Source organism: Stenotrophomonas sp. AB1(2024) (assembly GCF_037482345.1).
Lineage (GTDB): Bacteria > Pseudomonadota > Gammaproteobacteria > Xanthomonadales > Xanthomonadaceae > Stenotrophomonas.
Genome location: NZ_JBBHKO020000001.1, coordinates 221604 through 239985, shown reverse-complemented (window position 1 = coordinate 239985; position 18382 = coordinate 221604). Strand labels below are relative to the sequence as shown.

General features: G+C 67.4%; 14 protein-coding genes. 13 read left to right on the top strand and 1 reads right to left on the bottom strand.

Translation table 11 applies throughout. The features are described 5' to 3' along the window. Positions 1–5: 5 nt before the first annotated feature. The 12 genes from hisG (at position 6) to WIX41_RS00945 (ending at position 11825) form a co-directional block, all read left to right on the top strand. Positions 6–917 (top strand): ATP phosphoribosyltransferase, encoded by a 912-nt coding sequence (gene hisG / locus WIX41_RS01000; RefSeq protein WP_339445336.1) that lies wholly within the window; start codon positions 6–8, stop codon positions 915–917. Then, complete coding sequence (gene hisD / locus WIX41_RS00995) at positions 914–2209, top strand: histidinol dehydrogenase (RefSeq protein WP_339445335.1); 1296 nt, start codon at positions 914–916, stop codon at positions 2207–2209. Before hisG ends, hisD begins: the two co-directional genes overlap by 4 nt. After that, on the top strand, positions 2206–3294 hold the full coding sequence (gene hisC, locus WIX41_RS00990; RefSeq protein WP_339445334.1) for a histidinol-phosphate transaminase: 1089 nt from the start codon (positions 2206–2208) through the stop codon (positions 3292–3294). Before hisD ends, hisC begins: the two co-directional genes overlap by 4 nt. After that, positions 3291–4364 (top strand): bifunctional histidinol-phosphatase/imidazoleglycerol-phosphate dehydratase HisB, encoded by a 1074-nt coding sequence (gene hisB, locus WIX41_RS00985; protein ID WP_339445333.1) that lies wholly within the window; start codon positions 3291–3293, stop codon positions 4362–4364. Before hisC ends, hisB begins: the two co-directional genes overlap by 4 nt. Beyond that, positions 4361–4963, top strand: coding sequence for an imidazole glycerol phosphate synthase subunit HisH (hisH, locus tag WIX41_RS00980; protein WP_339445332.1), 603 nt, complete (start codon positions 4361–4363; stop codon positions 4961–4963). Before hisB ends, hisH begins: the two co-directional genes overlap by 4 nt. Then, positions 4960–5694: a 1-(5-phosphoribosyl)-5-[(5-phosphoribosylamino)methylideneamino]imidazole-4-carboxamide isomerase gene (gene hisA / locus WIX41_RS00975; RefSeq protein ID WP_339445331.1), complete on the top strand. Its 735-nt coding sequence runs from the start codon at positions 4960–4962 to the stop codon at positions 5692–5694. Before hisH ends, hisA begins: the two co-directional genes overlap by 4 nt. Then, positions 5688–6464, top strand: a complete 777-nt coding sequence (gene hisF / locus WIX41_RS00970) for an imidazole glycerol phosphate synthase subunit HisF (protein ID WP_339445330.1) — start codon at positions 5688–5690, stop codon at positions 6462–6464. Before hisA ends, hisF begins: the two co-directional genes overlap by 7 nt. After that, complete coding sequence (gene hisIE / locus WIX41_RS00965) at positions 6454–7077, top strand: bifunctional phosphoribosyl-AMP cyclohydrolase/phosphoribosyl-ATP diphosphatase HisIE (protein ID WP_339445329.1); 624 nt, start codon at positions 6454–6456, stop codon at positions 7075–7077. Before hisF ends, hisIE begins: the two co-directional genes overlap by 11 nt. A gap of 89 nt (positions 7078–7166) precedes the next feature. After that, positions 7167–8765: a calcineurin-like phosphoesterase family protein gene (locus WIX41_RS00960; RefSeq protein WP_339445328.1), complete on the top strand. Its 1599-nt coding sequence runs from the start codon at positions 7167–7169 to the stop codon at positions 8763–8765. A gap of 277 nt (positions 8766–9042) precedes the next feature. After that, entirely contained in the window at positions 9043–10032 is a 990-nt protein-coding gene (locus WIX41_RS00955; RefSeq protein WP_409187426.1) for a glucokinase, read from the top strand. A gap of 54 nt (positions 10033–10086) precedes the next feature. Then, positions 10087–11085 (top strand): N(4)-(beta-N-acetylglucosaminyl)-L-asparaginase, encoded by a 999-nt coding sequence (locus tag WIX41_RS00950; RefSeq protein ID WP_409187288.1) that lies wholly within the window; start codon positions 10087–10089, stop codon positions 11083–11085. 2 nt (positions 11086–11087) lie between these two features. Further along, positions 11088–11825 carry a copper homeostasis protein CutC gene (locus WIX41_RS00945; protein WP_339445325.1) on the top strand — a complete coding sequence of 246 codons (738 nt, stop codon included), beginning with the start codon at positions 11088–11090 and terminating at the stop codon, positions 11823–11825. Positions 11826–12424: 599 nt separating this feature from the next. On the opposite strand, the gene WIX41_RS00940 is transcribed toward WIX41_RS00945, so the two are convergent. Beyond that, positions 12425–15514: a TonB-dependent receptor gene (locus tag WIX41_RS00940; protein WP_339445324.1), complete on the bottom strand. Its 3090-nt coding sequence runs from the start codon at positions 15512–15514 to the stop codon at positions 12425–12427. 365 nt (positions 15515–15879) lie between these two features. On the opposite strand from WIX41_RS00940, the gene WIX41_RS00935 reads away from it, so the two are divergent. Next, positions 15880–18342: a GH92 family glycosyl hydrolase gene (locus tag WIX41_RS00935; RefSeq protein WP_339445323.1), complete on the top strand. Its 2463-nt coding sequence runs from the start codon at positions 15880–15882 to the stop codon at positions 18340–18342. The last annotated feature ends 40 nt before the right edge of the window (positions 18343–18382 follow it).

Below are 18382 nucleotides of genomic sequence, written 5' to 3'. Positions count from 1 at the left end.
CCCCCATGAGTGCAACCCAGACCGCCCCGGCACGTGACCGGCTGCGCATTGCCATCCAGAAGAACGGGCGCCTGGCCGAACCGGCGCGCGGCCTGCTCACCGCATGCGGGCTGAGCTGGCGGCAGAGCCGCGACAAGCTGTTCTGCTACGGCGAATCGCTGCCGGTGGACCTGCTGTTGGTGCGCGACGACGACATCCCCGGGCTGATCGCCGATGGCGTGTGCGATTTCGGCATCGTCGGCCGCAACGAGCTGGACGAACAGGGCGCCGCGCGCCGCCGGATCGGCCTGCCGGATGCCTACCAGGCCCTGCGCGGGCTGAACTTCGGCCAGTGCCGGCTGATGCTCGCTATACCGGAAGAATGGGATTGGCAGGGCGTGAAGCAGCTGGCCGGCAAGCGCATCGCCACCAGCTACCCGGCCATCCTGGCCAACTGGCTGGCCGAGCGTGGCGTGGACGCGCAGGTGGTGGAACTGTCCGGTTCGGTGGAAATCGCCCCGCGTCTCGGCACGGCCGATCTGATCTGCGACCTGGTCTCCAGCGGTGCCACCCTCGCGGCCAACCAGCTCAAGCCGGTGGAAACGTTGCTGGAAAGCGAAGCGGTGCTGGCCGGCCCGGTGAAGACCCCCGACGATGCCCGCGCCGGCCTGATGGCGATGCTGCTGCGCCGCCTTGACGGCGTGGTGAAGGTGCAGGACAGCAAACTGCTGATGTTCCGTGCCGAACTGGACCGCGTGTCCGAGCTGGCCCGCCTGCTGCCCGATGCCGACCCGCTGGTGCAGTTGCCCGATGACGGCGGCCGCCTGCGTTTGCAGACCATGTGCCACGGCGCATTGACCTGGCAGCGGCTGGAAGAGCTGGAGCGCGCGGGCGCCCAGGGGTTGATGGTATTGAGCGTGGAGCGGTCGCTGGCATGAATCGTCTGCAATGGTCCCAGTTGAGCAGCACCGCCCAGGCCGAGGCGTTGCAGCGCCCGGTGCAGGCGGTAGCTGCACGTACGCGTGAATCGGTCGCGGCGTTGATCGCGGTGGTGCGCAACGATGGCGATGCCGCGTTGCGCGAGATCAGCCTGCGCTTCGATGGCGTGGCGCCTACCTCGTTCGAAGTGAATGACGAAGAGTTCGCCGCCGCCGAGCGCGCGGTACCGGCTGAGCTGCGCCAGGCGATGACCGAAGCGGCCGAACGCATCCGCCTGTTCCACAAGGCCGGCATGAGCCAGGGCTACGCGGTGGAAACCGCACCGGGCGTGCGCTGCGAACGCATGGTACGGCCGATCGGCCGGGTCGGCCTGTACGTGCCGGCGGGCAGCGCGCCGCTGCCATCCACCGCGTTGATGCTGGGCGTGCCGGCGCAGCTGGCCGGCTGCCGTGAAGTGGTGCTGTGCACCCCGCCGCGCCGCGATGGCAGCGCTGATCCGGCGGTGCTGGTGGCCGCACGCCTGACCGGCGTGCACCGGGTATTCAAGCTGGGCGGCGCGCAGGCGATTGCGGCGATGGCTTACGGCACGGCCAGCGTACCGGCGTGCGACAAGCTGTATGGCCCGGGCAACAGCTACGTGACCGAGGCCAAGCAGCAGGTCGCGCAGGATGGCGCGGCGGCCATCGACATGCCGGCTGGTCCCTCCGAAGTGCTGGTGATCGCCGATGCGGGCGCCAACCCCGCCTTCGTCGCCGCCGACCTGCTCTCGCAGGCCGAACACGGCCCCGATTCGCAGGTGCTGCTGCTGACCGATGACGCCGACATGCTGGCCAAGGTCGAAGCACAGGTACAGGTGCAGCTGGTGCAGCTGTCGCGCGCCGACATCGCCGCGCAGGCGCTGCAGTGCTCGCGCCTGATCCTGGTCGATTCGCTGGTGCAGGCGTTCCAGATCAGCAACCGCTATGCGCCCGAACACCTGATCCTGGCGTTGCGCGCGCCGCGCGACTGGCTGGCGCAGGTGGAAGCGGCCGGCTCGGTGTTCCTCGGCGACTACACCCCCGAAGCGCTGGGCGATTATTGCAGCGGCACCAACCACGTGCTGCCCACCGCCGGTGCCGCACGCGCCTACAGCGGGGTGAGCGTGGCCAGCTTCCAGAACATGATCAGCGTGCAGGCTGCCACCGCGCAGGGCATCGCCGCCATCGGCACCTGCGCCCGCGTGCTGGCGCGTGCCGAAGGGCTGGATGCGCACGAGAACGCCGTGGCATTGCGCATGGAGACGGCCGCATGAGCGCCGCCACCGTGCTCGATCTGGTTCGCAGCGACCTGCGCGTGTTCGCCGGGTACTCCTCGGCGCGCAGCAGCGCGCTGGTGGGTGACGTGTGGCTCAACGCCAATGAATCGGCCTGGGCCAATCCTGCGGACGCGCAGGGGATTGCCCGCCGCTATCCCGAACCGCAACCCGAAGCGCTGCGTGCGCGGTTGGCGGCGCTGTACGGCTGCTCCCCGGACCAGCTGCTGATCGGCCGGGGCAGCGATGAGGCCATCGACCTGCTGGTTCGCGCATTGTGCGAACCGGGCCGCGATGCCGTGCTGGTGACCCCACCGGTGTTCGGCATGTACGCGGTGTGCGCGCGACTGCAGAATGCACCGCTGCTGGAAGTGCCGCTGCGTGATTCGGGTGATGCGCTGGAGGTGGATATCGACGCCATCGTCGCCGCTGCGCTGGCTGGCAATGCCAAACTGGTGTTCCTGTGCACGCCGTCGAACCCGGCCGGCAGCACGATCTCGCTGGAAGAAGTCGAACGCGTCGCCCGGGCGCTGCAGGGCAGGGCGCTGGTGGTGGTGGATGAGGCCTACGGCGAGTACGCGGAGCAGCCATCGGCCGCCACCTTGCTGGCGCACCGCGACAATGTGGCGGTGCTGCGCACCCTGTCCAAGGCACACGCCCTTGCAGCAGCACGTATCGGCAGCCTGATCGCCGCCCCCGCGTTGATTCAGATGCTGCGCCGTTGCCAGGCGCCGTATCCGGTGCCGGCGCCGTGCGCGGCGCTGGCCCTGGCCGCGCTGGACCCCGCCGCGCTTGAAACTACCGCCGGGCGCGTTACCCAGGTCAAGAGCGAACGCACCCGCCTGGCGGCTGCCTTGCAGCGGGCGCCAGGCGTGGTGCGCGTGTATCCCTCGCACGGCAACTACCTGCTGATCCGTTTCAGTGACGCACAGGCCGCGTTCGATGCGCTGCTGGCGGCCGGCGTGGTGGTGCGCGACCAGCGTGCCGCGCCGCAACTGCACGATGCGCTGCGCATCACCGTTGGCAGCCCGGAAGAGAACGACCGCGTGCTCCAGGTACTCAGCGCCCGGAGGGCCGCCGCATGACCCCCATCCTGTTCGTCGACCGTGACGGCACCCTGATCGAAGAACCCGCCGATTTCCAGATCGACGCCTACGAGAAGATCCGCTTCGTGCGCGATGTGATCCCGGCGATGCTGAAGCTGCGTGACGCCGGCTACCAGTTCGTGATCGTCAGCAACCAGGACGGGCTGGGCAGCGAAGGCTACCCGCAGGCGTCCTTCGATGGCCCCAATGACCTGATGCTGCAGATCTTCGCCAGCCAGGGCATCGTGTTCCGTGACGTGCTGATCGACGGCAGCTGGCCGCACGACAACGCGCCCACGCGCAAGCCGGGCATCGGCATGATGCTGCCCTACCTGCAGGACCGCAGCATCGACTGGGCGCGCTCGGCGATGGTCGGCGACCGCCCGACCGACATCCAGTTCGCGCAGAACATGAACATCCGCGGCTTCCAGCTGCGCACGGAGCAGTTCGGTGGTGAGTGGGACTGGAACGGCATCGCCCACGAGCTGGCCGACGCGCCTCGCCGCGCCACCGTACAGCGCAATACCAGGGAAACGCGCATCCGCGTCGAGGTCGACCTGGACCGCACCGCCGAACCGCAGACCCACACCGGGCTGCCGTTCTTCGACCACATGCTGGAGCAGATCGGCAAGCACGGCGGCTTCGCGTTGAGTGTGCAGGCCGAGGGCGACCTGCACATCGACGAGCACCACACCATCGAAGACACCGGGCTGGCCCTGGGCCAGGCGCTGCGCGAAGCACTGGGCGACAAGCGCGGTATCGGTCGCTACGGCTTTACCCTGCCCATGGACGAGACCCTGGCCAGCGCCGCGCTGGACTTCAGCGGCCGCCCGTACTTCGTGTTCGAAGGCGAGTTCAAGCGCGAGCGCGTGGGCGACATGCCGACCGAGCTGGTGCCGCACTTCTTCCGCTCGCTGTGCGATGCCTCCGGCCTGAACCTGCACCTGAGCGTGCGTGGCGACAACGACCACCACAAGGTCGAAGCCTGCTTCAAGGCACTGGCCCGCGCATTGCGCCAGGCATTGCCGCGCCAGGGCACGGCGCTGCCCAGCACCAAGGGGGCGCTGTGACCGACGTTGCACTCATCGATGCCGGCGGCGCCAATCTCGGCTCGGTGCGCTACGCATTGGAACGCCTTGGCGCGCGCGTGACGCTGGTGCGCGATGCGGCGGGCCTGCGCGGGGTATCGAGGGTGATCCTGCCGGGCGTCGGCGCCGCACCGCACGGCATGGCGCGGCTGCACGCACAGGGGCTGGTGCAGCCGCTGCGCGAGCTGCAGGTGCCGTTGCTGGGCATCTGCCTGGGCATGCAACTGCTGTTCGAGCATTCCGAGGAAGGCAACGTGGAATGCCTCGGCCTGCTGCCGGGCGTGGTCCGCCACCTGCACCCGGCCACCGGCATCCGCGTTCCCCACATGGGCTGGAACCGGCTGCTGCCGCTGCGCCAGGCGGCGCTGATGGACGGCGTGGCCGACCGCGCCAGCGCCTACTTCGTGCACAGCTATGCCGCGCCTTTGAACGAACACACCGTGGCCGCGTGCGACCACGGCGGGCTGTTCGCGGCGGTGGTGCAGCGTGGCCGCCACAGTGGTGCGCAGTTCCACCCCGAGCGTTCCGCCGCCACCGGCGCGCGGATCCTGCGCAACTTCATCGAGAACGAACCTGCATGAGTTTCACCGTCTATCCCGCGCTGGACATCCGTGAGGGCCGCGTGGTGCGCCTGCTGCAGGGCGACTACGCCCAGCAGACCACCTACGGCGACGACCCGCTGCCACGCGCGCGCGCGTTCGCCGCTGCCGGTGCGACCTGGATGCATCTGGTCGACCTGGACGCCGCGCGCGCCGGTGGCTACACCCTGGCGCCGCTGCTGTCGGCGATCGCCAACGAAAGCGGCCTGAACGTGCAGACCGGGGGTGGCATCCGCCGTCGCGACGATGTGGCGCGGCTGCTGGATGCCGGCGCGGCGCGGGTGGTGGTGGGCTCGGTGTCGGTGCGTGAACCGGACACCGTGATCGACTGGCTGCGGGAGTTCGGCGCCGAGCGCCTGACCATCGCACTGGACGCGCGCCAGGCCAACGATGGCCGCTGGCTGCTGCCGGTACATGGCTGGACCGAAACCGCCGATGTGACCTTGGACGTGCTGGCCCAGCGCTACGCGCAGGCCGGCATGCGCCACCTGCTGTGCACCGACATCGCCCGCGACGGCATGCTGTCCGGCCCGAACATCGACCTCTACCGGCATCTGTCCGCGCTGCTGCCCGGCGTGGCGGTACAGGCCTCCGGCGGCGTACGCAGCGCTGCCGACGTGGCCGAAGCCAGGGCCGTGGGCTGCGGCGGTGCGATCCTGGGCAAGGCCTTGCTGGAAGGCCGCATGACCCTGCAGGAGGCGCTGGCATGTTGAGCCGCCGGCTGATTCCCTGCCTGGACGTGCGCGATGGCCGCGTGGTCAAGGGCGTGCGCTTCCGCGACCACGTGGACATGGGCGACATTGCCGAACTGGCGCTGCGCTACCGCGACCAGGGGGCTGACGAACTGGTGTTCTATGACATCGGCGCGAGCCCGGAAGGGCGCGCCGTGGATGTAGGCTGGATCGAGCGCATCGCGCGCCGGATCGATATTCCGTTCTGCGTGGCCGGCGGCATCAGCGACGTGGAGACCGCCCGCAGGGTGCTGTATGCCGGCGCGGACAAGATTTCGATCAACTCGCCCGCGTTGGGCCGTCCGGCCCTGATCGAGGAGCTGGCCGATGCCTTCGGCGTGCAGTGCGTGGTGGTCGGCATCGATTCGGTCCGCGAGCCCGACGGCGAGTGGCGCGTGCGCCGCTTCAGCGGCGACCCGGAAAAGACCCAGGCCGTACCGGTGCGCACCCTGGACTGGCTGGTCGAGGCACAGCGCCGTGGCGCCGGCGAGATCGTGCTCAACTGCATGGACAGCGACGGCGTGCGCCGCGGCTACGACGTGGCCCAGCTGCGCCGGGCGCGGGCGCTGTGCCACGTGCCGCTGATCGCCTCCGGCGGCGCTGGTGACATGCAGCACTTCGCCGATGTGTTCGACCAGGCCGACGTCGATGGCGCGCTGGCCGCCAGTGTTTTCCACAGTGGCGCCATCGCCATTCCCGCGCTCAAGCAGTTCCTGCGCGAACAGCAGATCGAGGTACGGGATGTCTATTGAAGTATTGCCCTCGCACGAGGCGCTGGAGCAGCTGGCCTGGGCCAAGGGCGATGGCCTGCTGCCGGTGGTGGTGCAGGACGCCGATACGCTGGCTGTGCTGATGCTGGGCCATGCCAATGCCGAATCGCTCGCCCTGACTCTGGAAACCGGGCACATGACCTTCTACAGCCGCAGCAGGCAGCGGCTGTGGACCAAGGGCGAATCGTCCGGCAACGTGCTGGCGGTGGTGGCCATCCGGGTGGATTGCGACCGTGACACCCTGCTGGTGAGCGCGCGTCCCGCTGGGCCGACCTGCCACACCGGCAGCGAAAGCTGCTTCGCCCAGGCGCCCGGCAACTTCCTTGGCCGTCTCGACGCGCTGGTACGCGATCGCGAACAGCGCCGCCCGGCCAACAGTTACACCACCACGCTGTTTGAACAGGGTCTGCACCGGATCGCGCAGAAGGTGGGCGAAGAGGGTGTCGAAACGGCGCTGGCCGGCGTCGTCCAGGACGATGGCGCGCTGCTCGGCGAATCCGCGGACCTGCTGTTCCACCTGACCGTGCTGCTGCGCGCCCGTGGGCTGTCGCTGCAGGATGCGGTCGGGGTGCTGGTGGCCCGCCACGCCGGATGAGCGGGCGGCATGTCGTTTAACGTCGTTGAAACGGGCCACACGCGATCATGTGCCGCTTTACAACCGCCCACCTCCAACGGAACGCCTCGATGACCCGCACTGCTGCCTGGCTGGCCTGCCTGCTGTTGATGTCCGCACCTGCCTGGGCCAGCGAGGCGACCGTGACCGGCAAGGTCTACCAGGAGCGCGACGGCAAGCCCGGCCGCGGTCCGACCGATCCGGCCCTGGCGGGGGTGCAGGTCTCCAACGGTGAACTGATCGTGCGCACCGCGGCCGATGGCAGCTACAGGCTGCCGGTCCGCGAGGGCCAGACCGTGTTCGTGATCAAGCCCGACGAGTACCGCTTCCCGGCGGCCGCCAACGGCATGCCCGGCTACTGGCGGCACTATGCCCCGCAGGGTTCGCCGCGGCTGAAGTACGACGGCATCGCCGCCACCGGCGGCAATGTCGGCAACTGGGATTTCGCGCTGGAGCCGGTGAAGGACGCCGATGCGGCGCGGGCCGGTTTCGAGATGCTGGTGTTCACCGATTCGCAGACCGCCAGCCGCCAGGACGTGGACTACTACCAGCGCGCCATCGTCGAACCGATCATCGGCAAGCATCCGGCGCGGCTGGGCACCACGCTGGGCGACATCGTCAACGACGATCTGTCCCTGTATCCCCAGATCAACCAGGTCACCGCACAGCTGCAGGTGCCGTGGTTCCATGTGCCGGGCAACCACGACCTGGACATGGATGCCGGTGACGACCGCCATTCGCTGGACAGCTGGCGCGCGGTCTATGGCCCGGATACCTATGCGGTGGAGGAGGGCGGAGCCAGCTTCGTGTTCCTCGACGACGTCGTCTACGACCCGACCGCCAAGCCGAAGTACGTCGGTGGCCTGCGCCCCGACCAGTTCACCTTCCTGGCCAACTACCTCAAGAGCGTGCCGCGCGACCGCCTGCTGGTGCTGGGCATGCACATTCCGCTGTTCGACGCCGCACCGGGCCGCGAGACCTTCCGCCATGCCGACCGTGCGCGCCTGTTCGCGCTGCTCAGGGACTTCCCGAACGTGCTGGTCCTGAGCGGGCACAGCCACACCCAGCAGCACTACTACCACGGTGCCGCCGAAGGCTGGCAGGGCAGCCGGCCGCTGCATGAGTACAACGTCGGCGCGGCCTGCGGCGCCTTCTGGTCCGGGGTCAAGGACAGCAGCGGCATACCCGATGCCACCATGAGCGATGGCACGCCGAATGGTTATGCGGTGCTTTCGGTGAAGCCCGGCGGCGAGTACGGCCTGCGCTACTACGTGGCACGCGCACCGGACGACTACCAGATCGCGCTGCACGCACCGAAGGTGCTGCGCAAGGGCGCATACCCGGCATGGGGCGTGTACGCCAACGTGTTCATGGGCCAGGACGACACGCTGGTGGAGTACCGCGTCGACGACGGCGCATGGCAGGGCATGAAGCGGGTGGAGCAGCCCGACCCGCGCCTGCTGGTCGAAAACGTTGCCGATGACACGGCAGAGCGCCTGCGTGGCTTCGACCGCTCGCCCGAAGCCACCCCCTCACCGCACCTCTGGCGCGGCGCCCTGCCCACCGACCTGGCAGCCGGCCCCCACAAGGTGGAAGTACGCGCAGTCCATGCCGATGGCCCCACCACCACCGCCAGCACCACCTACCGCCTCCAGGTAGCCAAACCGTAGTGCCAGGCCCTGCCTGGCAACCAAGCGGTCCAAACCGTAGTGCCAGGCCCTGCCGGGTAACCAGGCGGTCCAAACCGTAGTGCCAGGCTCTGCCTGGCAATCAGGCGGTGCTGACCCAAGCCGCAGTACGCCCGCGTACGGCACACCACAGCTTTGCAAAGCCAACACGATCACCGAAAATCCCGGCGATGCATTCAACCCAACCCAAGGCCCGCGAGTGAGCGTTGCGACACCGTTTCCGGACGCCCATCCGGTCCACCCTGATGTTTCCAGCGCGCTGCGGCCACGCCCGGGTTCCCGCGACACCCTGATCGTTGCCGATGTCGGCGGTACCTATGCGCGCCTGGCCTTGGCAGACGTGGTGGTCGGCCAAGCCCCACGCATCCGCAACCTGCGTCGCTATGCCTGCGCCGAGTTCGCCAGCCTGGCGGCAATTCTGGCGGCATTCCGTGGTTCGCAGCATCTCGCGCCTGCCACGGCGGTGGTGGCCATTGCCGGCCTGCTTGAGGGCGACCACCTGGTCAACACCAACCTGCCATGGCCGGTATCGGTGGCGGCGACACGCCGCGACGCAGGGCTGGCTACGCTCGATCTGATCAACGATTTCGAGGCTGTTGCTTACGCCATCCCGCACGTGGCACCGGACACGCTGGCGCCATTGAACGGCGAACCGGGCGATGGCGGCCGCTGGCCGGCATTGGTGCTGGGGCCAGGTACGGGGTTGGGCGGTGCATTGCGTTTTGAGGCCGGTGCACGTGCGGTGCTGGCCAGCGAGGCCGGGCATGCCGCGCTCGGTGCCGGCACTGCGCTGGAACTGCAGGTGCTGCAGCAGATGCTGGCGCGCTGGGAGCACGTGGACAACGAGCGCATCCTGTCCGGCAGCGGCCTGATGAACCTGTATCCGTGCCTGTGCACGATTCGTGGGGTGGCGCCGCAATGGACCACGCCGGAAGCGTTGATCGCCGCCGCGCATGCGGGCGAGGATGCACTGGCGGTTGAAACGCTGGAGGTGTTCTGCGGCTGGCTGGGCAGCCTGGCCGGCGACCTGGCGGTGACCTTCGGCGCGCGCTCGGTCTACCTGGCCGGCGGCATCTCCAGCCACGTCGCCCCGTTCCTCGATGACGGCCATTTCCGCAACCGCTTCCTGGCCAAGGGCGTGATGCGCCGGGTGCTGGAGCAGGTGCCGGTGTGGCGGGTCGAGCACGGCGAGCTGGGCGTGGTTGGCGCAGCCGTGTGGCACGCCGAACATCGCTGCGCGGCGGCGTAGATTTTCTTTTCCCGGCCCTCCCGGGGCGGGTTGATGGCATTGGGAGAGCAACGAGTGACTGATCGCAGGCAATTCCTCCAGGCCAGTGCGCTGGCCGCAGGTGTCATGGCATTTCCGCACGTGCAGGCCAGGGCCAGCGGACGTGCGCGGGTGGTGTCCACGTGGGATTTCGGGGTGGGCGCCAACCAGGCGGCGTGGAAGGTGCTGTCGGCCGGCGGCGGTGCACTGGATGCGGTGGAGAGCGGCGCACGCTGGGCGGAAAGCGAGCTGTGCAACCCCACGGTAGGGCGCTGCGGCAATCCGGACCGTGACGGGGTGCTGAGCCTGGATGCCAGCATCATGGCCGGCGATGGGCACTGTGGTTCCGTGGCGGCGTTGACCGACATCCTGCATCCGGTGTCGGTCGCGCGAAAGGTGATGGAACAGACCCCGCATGTGATGCTGGTGGGCGAGGGCGCCCGGCAGTTCGCGATGCAGCAGGGCTTCAAGCGCGAGAAGCTGCTGACCCCGGCGGCGGAAAAAGCGTGGCGCGAGTGGCTGAAGACCGCGCAGTACACGCCGGAGATCAATGCCGAACGACGCACGCGCCCGGGCGACAGCAGCAATCACGATACGTTGGGCATCCTGGCCATCGATGCGCAGGGCCAGCTGGCGGGTGCGTGCACCACCAGCGGCATGGCGTGGAAGCTGCATGGACGGGTCGGCGACAGCCCGATCATCGGTGCAGGGCTGTACGTGGACAACGAGGTGGGCGCGGCTACGGCGTCAGGGGTTGGCGAGGAAATGATCCGCAACGCGGCATCGTTCCTGGTGGTGGAACTGATGCGCCAGGGCCGTTCGCCGGCCGAGGCCTGCCGGGAGGCGATCGCACGGGTGGTGCGCAAGCGCCCCGAAGCCAGCAAGACGCTGCAGGTGTGTTTCCTGGCGCTGGACCGCAATGGCGAGGTGGGCGCGTATGCACTGCATCGCGGCTTCGTCTACGCGGTGTGCGACAAGGACCGCCAGGACGACCTGCGCGATTCGGCGTCGGTGTATACGAGCGAGCAGACCTGAGCATGCCGCGGCATACCCTCGAGATCGCCTCGAATTCGGTTGCATCGGCACTGGCGGCGCAGCAGGGCGGTGCCGACCGGATCGAGCTGTTCGACAACCTGGCCGAGGGCGGCACCACGCCCTCCCACGGCAGCATCGCGGTGGCGAGGGAGCGTCTCCGGATTCCGCTGTTCGTGCTGATCCGGCCGCGTCCAGGCGACTTCCGTTACGACGCCCTCGAAGCCGACATCATGCTGCGCGATATCGCGCAATGCCGGCAGCAGGGCTGCGACGGGGTGGTGATCGGTGCGCTGGATGCGGAAGGCAACATCGACACCGCGCTGTGCCGCGAGCTGATCGCCGCCGCCGGCCCGCTGGGGGTGACCTTCCACCGCGCCTTCGACGCCGCGCGCGACCTGCCGGCCGCCCTGGAGCAGGTGATCGCACTAGGCTGCCATCGAGTCCTGAGCTCCGGCGGCCAAGCCAGTGCGGAAGCGGGCAGCGACATGCTTGCCAGGCTGGTCGCACAAGCAGGTGATCGCCTGTCGGTGATGGCTGGCGCGGGTATCGGGCCGGGCAACATCGCCAGCATCGCCACAACGACTGGGTGCCGCGAACTGCATGCGTCGGCCAAGGCGGTCCGCGCCTCGGGCATGCGTTATCGCAATGACGACCTGCGTGGCCTGGACAACGACTGGACGCAGACGGATCCCGCGACCGTGGCCGCGCTGCGGGCTGCGTTGGACGGGCTCGTCTCGTAAGGCAACTGCAACCGCAACGGCAGCGTCTCCGGTGCTACGAGCAGGGAGGCAGTCGGGCAGCCCCTTACGGGACACGCCGTAAACCCATCCTTGGGGGCTTGGCAAAAACATCCATGTTTTTGACAGTCCCTACAGGGGCTACCCGCCTGCCTCCCCGACGGATTGCGTGTGCGGTTGGGTAAAGCAGCCACGCAGGGCGTGGCTCTACGAGGGTGCAAGCCGCTACGGCGGGGTAGCGTCGGTTCCCAAACGACTGCCGTGAAACACACCGCGCCCGGTAACGCATGAAAATAATCGAAGCCGAATTTGATCTCCGTTGGCCACCAACAGACTGTCGGAGGGTCGGCGGGTGTGGGGGTACGGCGGCTTTACCAAACATGGATGTTTGGTAAGAGCCCCCATGGAAGGGTTCACGGCGCCCCCCGTACCCCCACACCCGCCGGCCCTGCACGCGTACCCGCGCAAACGACGGGTTTTGGCATGCGTACCGACCAACGGTCGGTACCTACCAATGGCCAAAAAAAACGACAACCGCCTGTGAAAGCGCGGTTGCCGTGGAGGAGCGTTTCCCCCGCCCGAAGGCGGGGTTGGGTTGACGCTTAGAACTTGTAGGTCGCGCCGAAGTACAGCTGGCGGCCCGAGTACAGGCTGGAGATCAGACGGGCATCCGTATCGTTGCCGAGGTGGATGCGCTGCTCTTCCTTGGTGGCATTCAACACCGAAGCGGTGAAGGTCAGCGCGTCGGTGAAGTTGTAGGCCACGTTGAGGTCGAGCTGTGCGTACGGCTCGGTGTACTCGGTCATGCCGCCGTTCAGGCCGCCGACCACTTCGCCACGGCGGTTGTACGAGGCGCGCGCCAGGAACTTTTCGTTCTCGTAGAACACCGTGACGTTGGCCTGGTTCTTGGCGCTGCCAACCAGCGGCGACGAACCGATGCTTTCACCGTCGAGCACGATCGATGCCAGGTTGGTGTCGTTGTAGGTGTAGTTGGCCTGCACGCCAAAACCCATGTCGAAGGTGTACTGGCCGTACAGCTCCACACCCTGCGACACACCGTCGCGGCCGTTGGCCTGGGTCTCGTAATCCTGCACCGTGACCGACTCACCGCCGATCACCATCTGCACGTCACGCACCACCGGCACGGTGAAGTTGTCCACGTTCTTGCGGAACAGGCCGATACCCGCCACCGCACCCGGCTGGAAGTACCACTCCAGGCCCACGTCGAACTGCGTGGCCTCGAACGGCTCCAGGTCCTTGTTGCTGCCGTGGCCCTGCCAGCCTTCCTGCGGTGCACCGCCGGCGACCCGGCGGTCATTGACGTACTCGGCGCTGAAGTAGCTCAGCGCGCCCGGTGCGGCGATGCTGGTGTAGCTGGGGCGTGCAATGACCTTGGACGCCGCACCGCGCAGCACCAGGTTCTCGGTGATGTCCCAGGCGATGTTGAAGCTCGGCAGGAAGTCCGTATAGGTCTTGTCCGTGCCGATCAGTTCGAACGACTTCTCGCGCGCCAGGCTGTCAGGCAGGCGGACGAAGCCGCTTTCGCAACCGAAGGTCGGGAAGGCCGCCGCCGCCGGGTCGTTGCACGACATCGGCGCGCCGGACGCGTTGTCCAGGAAGTAGTCGTTGAAACGTTCGATCGAGTCGCTGGACTGGGCGAACTGCTCGGTACGCACCACGCGCACACCCACGTTGCCGCGCAGGCGCTCGGTACGGAAGTTGGCCTGGAAGTAGCCTGCGTAGACCTTCTCGTTGACGTTGTAGACGAAGTCGTCTTCGGTGCGGTTATGCGAACCGCCGTAGCGATCGTTGAGGTAGTTGATGTACGCCGGGTAATCGATGCCCGGGAACACGTTGGCGTCGAAACCGCCACGGATGCCGGAAATCGGATTGGACAGGAAGAATCCGGGCTGGGCGATGCCTGCGGTGTTGTCACAGCCCGCCTGGTAGCGGTTGTTGTCGTAGTCGGCCGGATCGGTGCCCGGGCAGACCCAATAAGTGTTGCCGGTATTGCGGTGGACCTTGCCATCACTGTACTTGGCGCCGAACTGGAACGAATCCAGCCAGCCGGTCTCGAACAGCTTGGTGAAGTCGGCCTGGAAGTGGTTCTGCTTGACCTCGGTCCGCATCCATGACGAATCGGTGGAGCCGGTGTCCACTTCGGCGATGCCGTTCATCAGCTGCTGCTGCAGGTCAGGCGAGAACGTGGCCGACGGGGTGCCGGTCAGGTCCCATGCCGAATACCGGTTGCCGGTCTCCCACACGCCATCAACGCGGCGGCGCGGCTTGGCCGACATGCGGAAGTTCATCGACGGGCCACCTTCGGACCACGTGCGGCCGCCGCTGAAGGAGGCTTTCCACAACGGGCTGATGTCCCAGTCGATGCTCAGGTCGGCGCTCTGCGACAATGCCTTTTCGCGGCTGTAGCCGCCGGTCAGCTGCGGGGTGGGGATGGTGCAGTCGTCCGGACCCCAGCCACCCGGCGGCAGGCCGGCCGCTGCGGCCTCCTCTTCGCTGCAGTAGTAGGTCTTGCCGGCCAGCTTTTCGAACTGCGCACCGGTGACGATGCTGCCGCTGGGATCCATGGTCAGCCCGTTGAGCAGGCGACCACCGGCCCAGTTGCCGTCCTGGTTGTAGCGCGCCATGTTCCATTCCGGAATCTTGAGCATGTTCTGGGTGTAGTCACCCTCCAGCTCGAAGCGGAAGTAGTTCGCGGTCAGCGTGACGTTGTCCACCGGCTTGAACTGGAAGGTGAACTGGCCACCCTTGCGCTGACGTTCTTCTTCCTTGACGGCGAAGTTCACCGACGTCGGCATGAAGAAGTCGGTGTAGTTACGCCCGTTCTGGTCGTTGAAACCGGAGTTGCCCCACCAGTAGTTCACGCCGCCCTGGTTCATCGGGTTGCCATTGACATCGCGGGCGGTGGTATCGGTGCCATACCACTGGTAGTTCTCAGTGGTGGCTTCCATGGTGCGGCTGGTGCGCTTCTGCTGGGTCACGCCGACCAGCACGCCGAAGCGTTCGTCCTGGCTGTGCCAGGAATACAGCGCCGATGCCTGCGGATCGACGTCATGGCTGGTGTCCGAGGAGGTGCCTTCCAGGGTCACGTAGCCGGAATTGGATTCCATCTCCAGCGGGCGACGGGTATGCAGGATGACCGTGCCGCCGATACCACCTTCGTCGATGCGCGCTTCGGGCGACTTGAACAGCTCGGCGCTGGACAGCATGTTCGACGGCAGCAGGGTGTAGTTGAAGGAACGGCTGGCCTCGTCGTTGGTTTCCGAGGTGGCGATGTAGTTGCCGTTCAACTGGGTCAAGGTCAGGTCCGGATCCAGGCCACGCACGCTGACGCTCTTGCCTTCGCCGCCGTCGCGGGTGATCACCACGCCAGGTACGCGCTGCAGCGAATCGGCCACGTTCTTGTCGGGGAACTTGCCCACGTCTTCGGCGGTGATCACTTCGACCACGGCGTTGGCGTCGCGCTTCTGTTGCAGGCTTTTTTCGATGGCGAAGCGGTAACCGGTGACCTGCACGCTGTCGAGCGTGGTCGCGGTGGGGGTCTCGGTCGGTGCCGCCGCCGGGGCGGCCTGCTGGGCAAAGGCAGTCGCCGGCACGAAGGCGGCAGCAGCCAATGCGAAGGTAATGGCCGCCGACAACGCGTCGCGGCCGTGCTTGCGGGACATCTGGTTCATTCCACTCTCTCCCTTGGATTGAATCGTTTGGCTGACACGTTGAATCGATCTAAATTCGGAGGCCAAATCGGCAGGGGTTGTCGGCTGGGGTTTCAGGTGTCCCCAGCCCGCCATGGCCGGTTGTGTGACGGTTTCGAGTTGGATCGATCTAAACCGTTGGCGGCGAATTTTTAACACGGCCAGCCCAGGGAAGCATGCTGCTGCGCAATATGGACGGGGAGGGTGCAGATGTGCCAATGGCCAGCGAGGAAGGCCGTCATGTTGCGCCGCAGAATGCATCCCGCAAATTGTCCGTGGTTTACTTAAATCGATCTAAATTCACGCCGCCGTGACTTTGGAGCGATCCAAACCATAGGACCCACTGCATGCGCCGATTGCCGTCCCGCCTCGCCCTTCCGCCCCTGCGCGGCCCCCTGGTGGGCCTGGCCTGCCTGGTCGTGCTGGCCTTCACTCCGATGCTGCAGGCCGCCCCGGCCGCGCTCGAGCGTGAGGTCAACACCTTCATCGGCAGCAAGGATGACGGCAATACCTTCCCGGGCGCCTCGGCCCCGTTCGGCCTGATCCAGGTCAGCCCGATCGGCGAGCACTACGCCGGCTGGCGCTACGACGATCCCAAGATCCGCGGCTTTGGCCATTCTTTCCTCTCCGGCGCCGGCTGCTGGGAGCAGGGCGGCCAGGTCTCGGTGCTGCCGGTGACCGGCACCATCGGGCCGGGCGGTGATTTCGATACCGACAATGCCAAGAGCTTCGACCACAAGGCCTACGCCTCCGGTTACACCCATGAGGGCGAAGTCGGCCAGGCCGGCTACTACAAGGTGCGCCTGACCAGCTACGGCGGCATCGATGCCGAGGCGACCGCACGCACCCGCGCCGCGGCCGAGCGCTACACCTTCCCGGCCGAGGCCGGCACCGGCCATGTACTGGTCAACGTGGGCCAGGCCAACGAGCGCCATTCGGTGATCGGCAGCGTGATCGACGTGGTCGGCGATCGCGTGGTGGAAGGCAAGCTGGTCACCAAGAGCTTCTGCGGCGGCCACCAGTACACCACCTGGTTCCGCATCGAGTTCGATCGTCCGTTCAAGGCCTATGGCACCTGGGGCGAGGGCGGTGGCCTGCCCGGCGCCCGCCACGGCATGGAAGGCGAACTCAAGCCCAGCGGTGCCTGGTTGAGCTTCGACCTGTCCAAGGACCGCGCGGTAACCGCCGTGAGTGCGATCTCGCACGTGGATGCCGAAGGCGCGCGCGCCAACCTGCGCAGCGATGGCATGCAGGACGGCCGCCTGCTCGGTTTCGAGCGCATGCGCGGCCTGTCACAGCAGCAGTGGCGCAGGGAGCTGTCCACCGTGCGCGTGGACAGCAGGCACGCCGATGATCGCACCGTGCTCTATACCGCGCTGTACCACGCGCTGCTGCAGCCGCTGACCGGCAGCGACGCCGACGGCCGCTACCGTGGTTACGACGACAACATCCACCGCGCCGACGGCTGGACCTACTACGAGTATTTCTCGCTGTGGGATACCTACCGTGCGCAGAACCAGTGGCTGGCACTGACCCGGCCGCAGGTCACGAAGGATATCGGCCGCAGCCTGCTGGCCATCAACGAACAGGGCGGCTGGCTGCCGCGCTGGGGCTATGCGAACTTCGAAACCAACATCATGACCGGCGATCCGGTCACGCCCTTCATGGTCGACCTGTGGCGCTTCGGCGCGCTGGCCGGACGCGAAGGCGAGGCTTACACCGCGTTGCGTCGCAATGCGTTCGAACTGCCGCCGATGAACTCGCGGCACGCCGGTCGCTCGGGCAATCCGGGTTATGTGGAGAATGGCTACGTCGCCTATGACCGTGCCTTCCCGTCCAAGGGCATGGACGTCGATCCGCACCACGGCGGTTCGGCCACCCTGGAATACGCACTGGCCGACTGCGCGCTGGCGCAGATGGCCGATGGCCTGGGCCACGCCGACGATGCCGGCGTGCTGCGCCAGCGCGGGCGCAACTGGCAGAAGGTGTGGGACCCGGACGTGCGTGACGAGGAAACCGGCATGAGCGGCTTCCCGCGTCCGCGCATGGACGATGGCAAGTGGTACCTGCCGGCCGATGGGCACTACAGCCCGCGCTCGCACCATGGCTTCCACGAAGGCACGGCATGGCAGTACCAGTGGCTGGCGCAGCAGGACATCCCGGGCCTGGTGCAGGCCATGCACGGCCGCGAAAACGCCGGCAAGCGCCTGGATGCCTTCTTCGCCTACGACGCGCTGCTGCAGTCGCCGCTGCAGGCCGCGCGCAAGGAATGGGTGGTGGGCCCGTACAGCTACTACAACCAGTACCGCTACAACCCCAACAACGAGCCGGACCTGCATACCCCGTGGATGTACACGCTGATCGGCCAGCCGTGGAAAACCGCCACGGTGGTGCGCGCCGCGCAGCAGCTGTTCACCAATGCACCCAACGGCGTCACCGGCAACGATGACCTGGGCACGATGTCGGCGTGGTACCTGTTCAGCGCGCTGGGCCTGTACCCGGCGGTGCCGGGCAGCGGCCAGTTCCTGCTGCACACCCCGCGCTTTGCCAAGGTCGAGGTCGATCTTGGCCAGGGCCGCACGCTGCGCCTGCAGGCGCCGGGCGCCGACGGCCGCAAGCTGCAGTACGTGCAGGGCGTGCAGGTGGATGGCCAGGCGCATGCCCCGGTCTGGCTGGACTGGAACCGCCTGCAGCAGGGCGGCACCATCGCCTACACCCTGGGCGACAAGGCACCGGAAGCCGGCTGGGGTACCCAGGTCGATGCGCTGCCGGTGTCGTACTGCGCCACCCCGGGGGCCGCGCTGGAATGAGCCCGCAGGCCGCGATCCGTTGACCGATGTGATCGTTTAG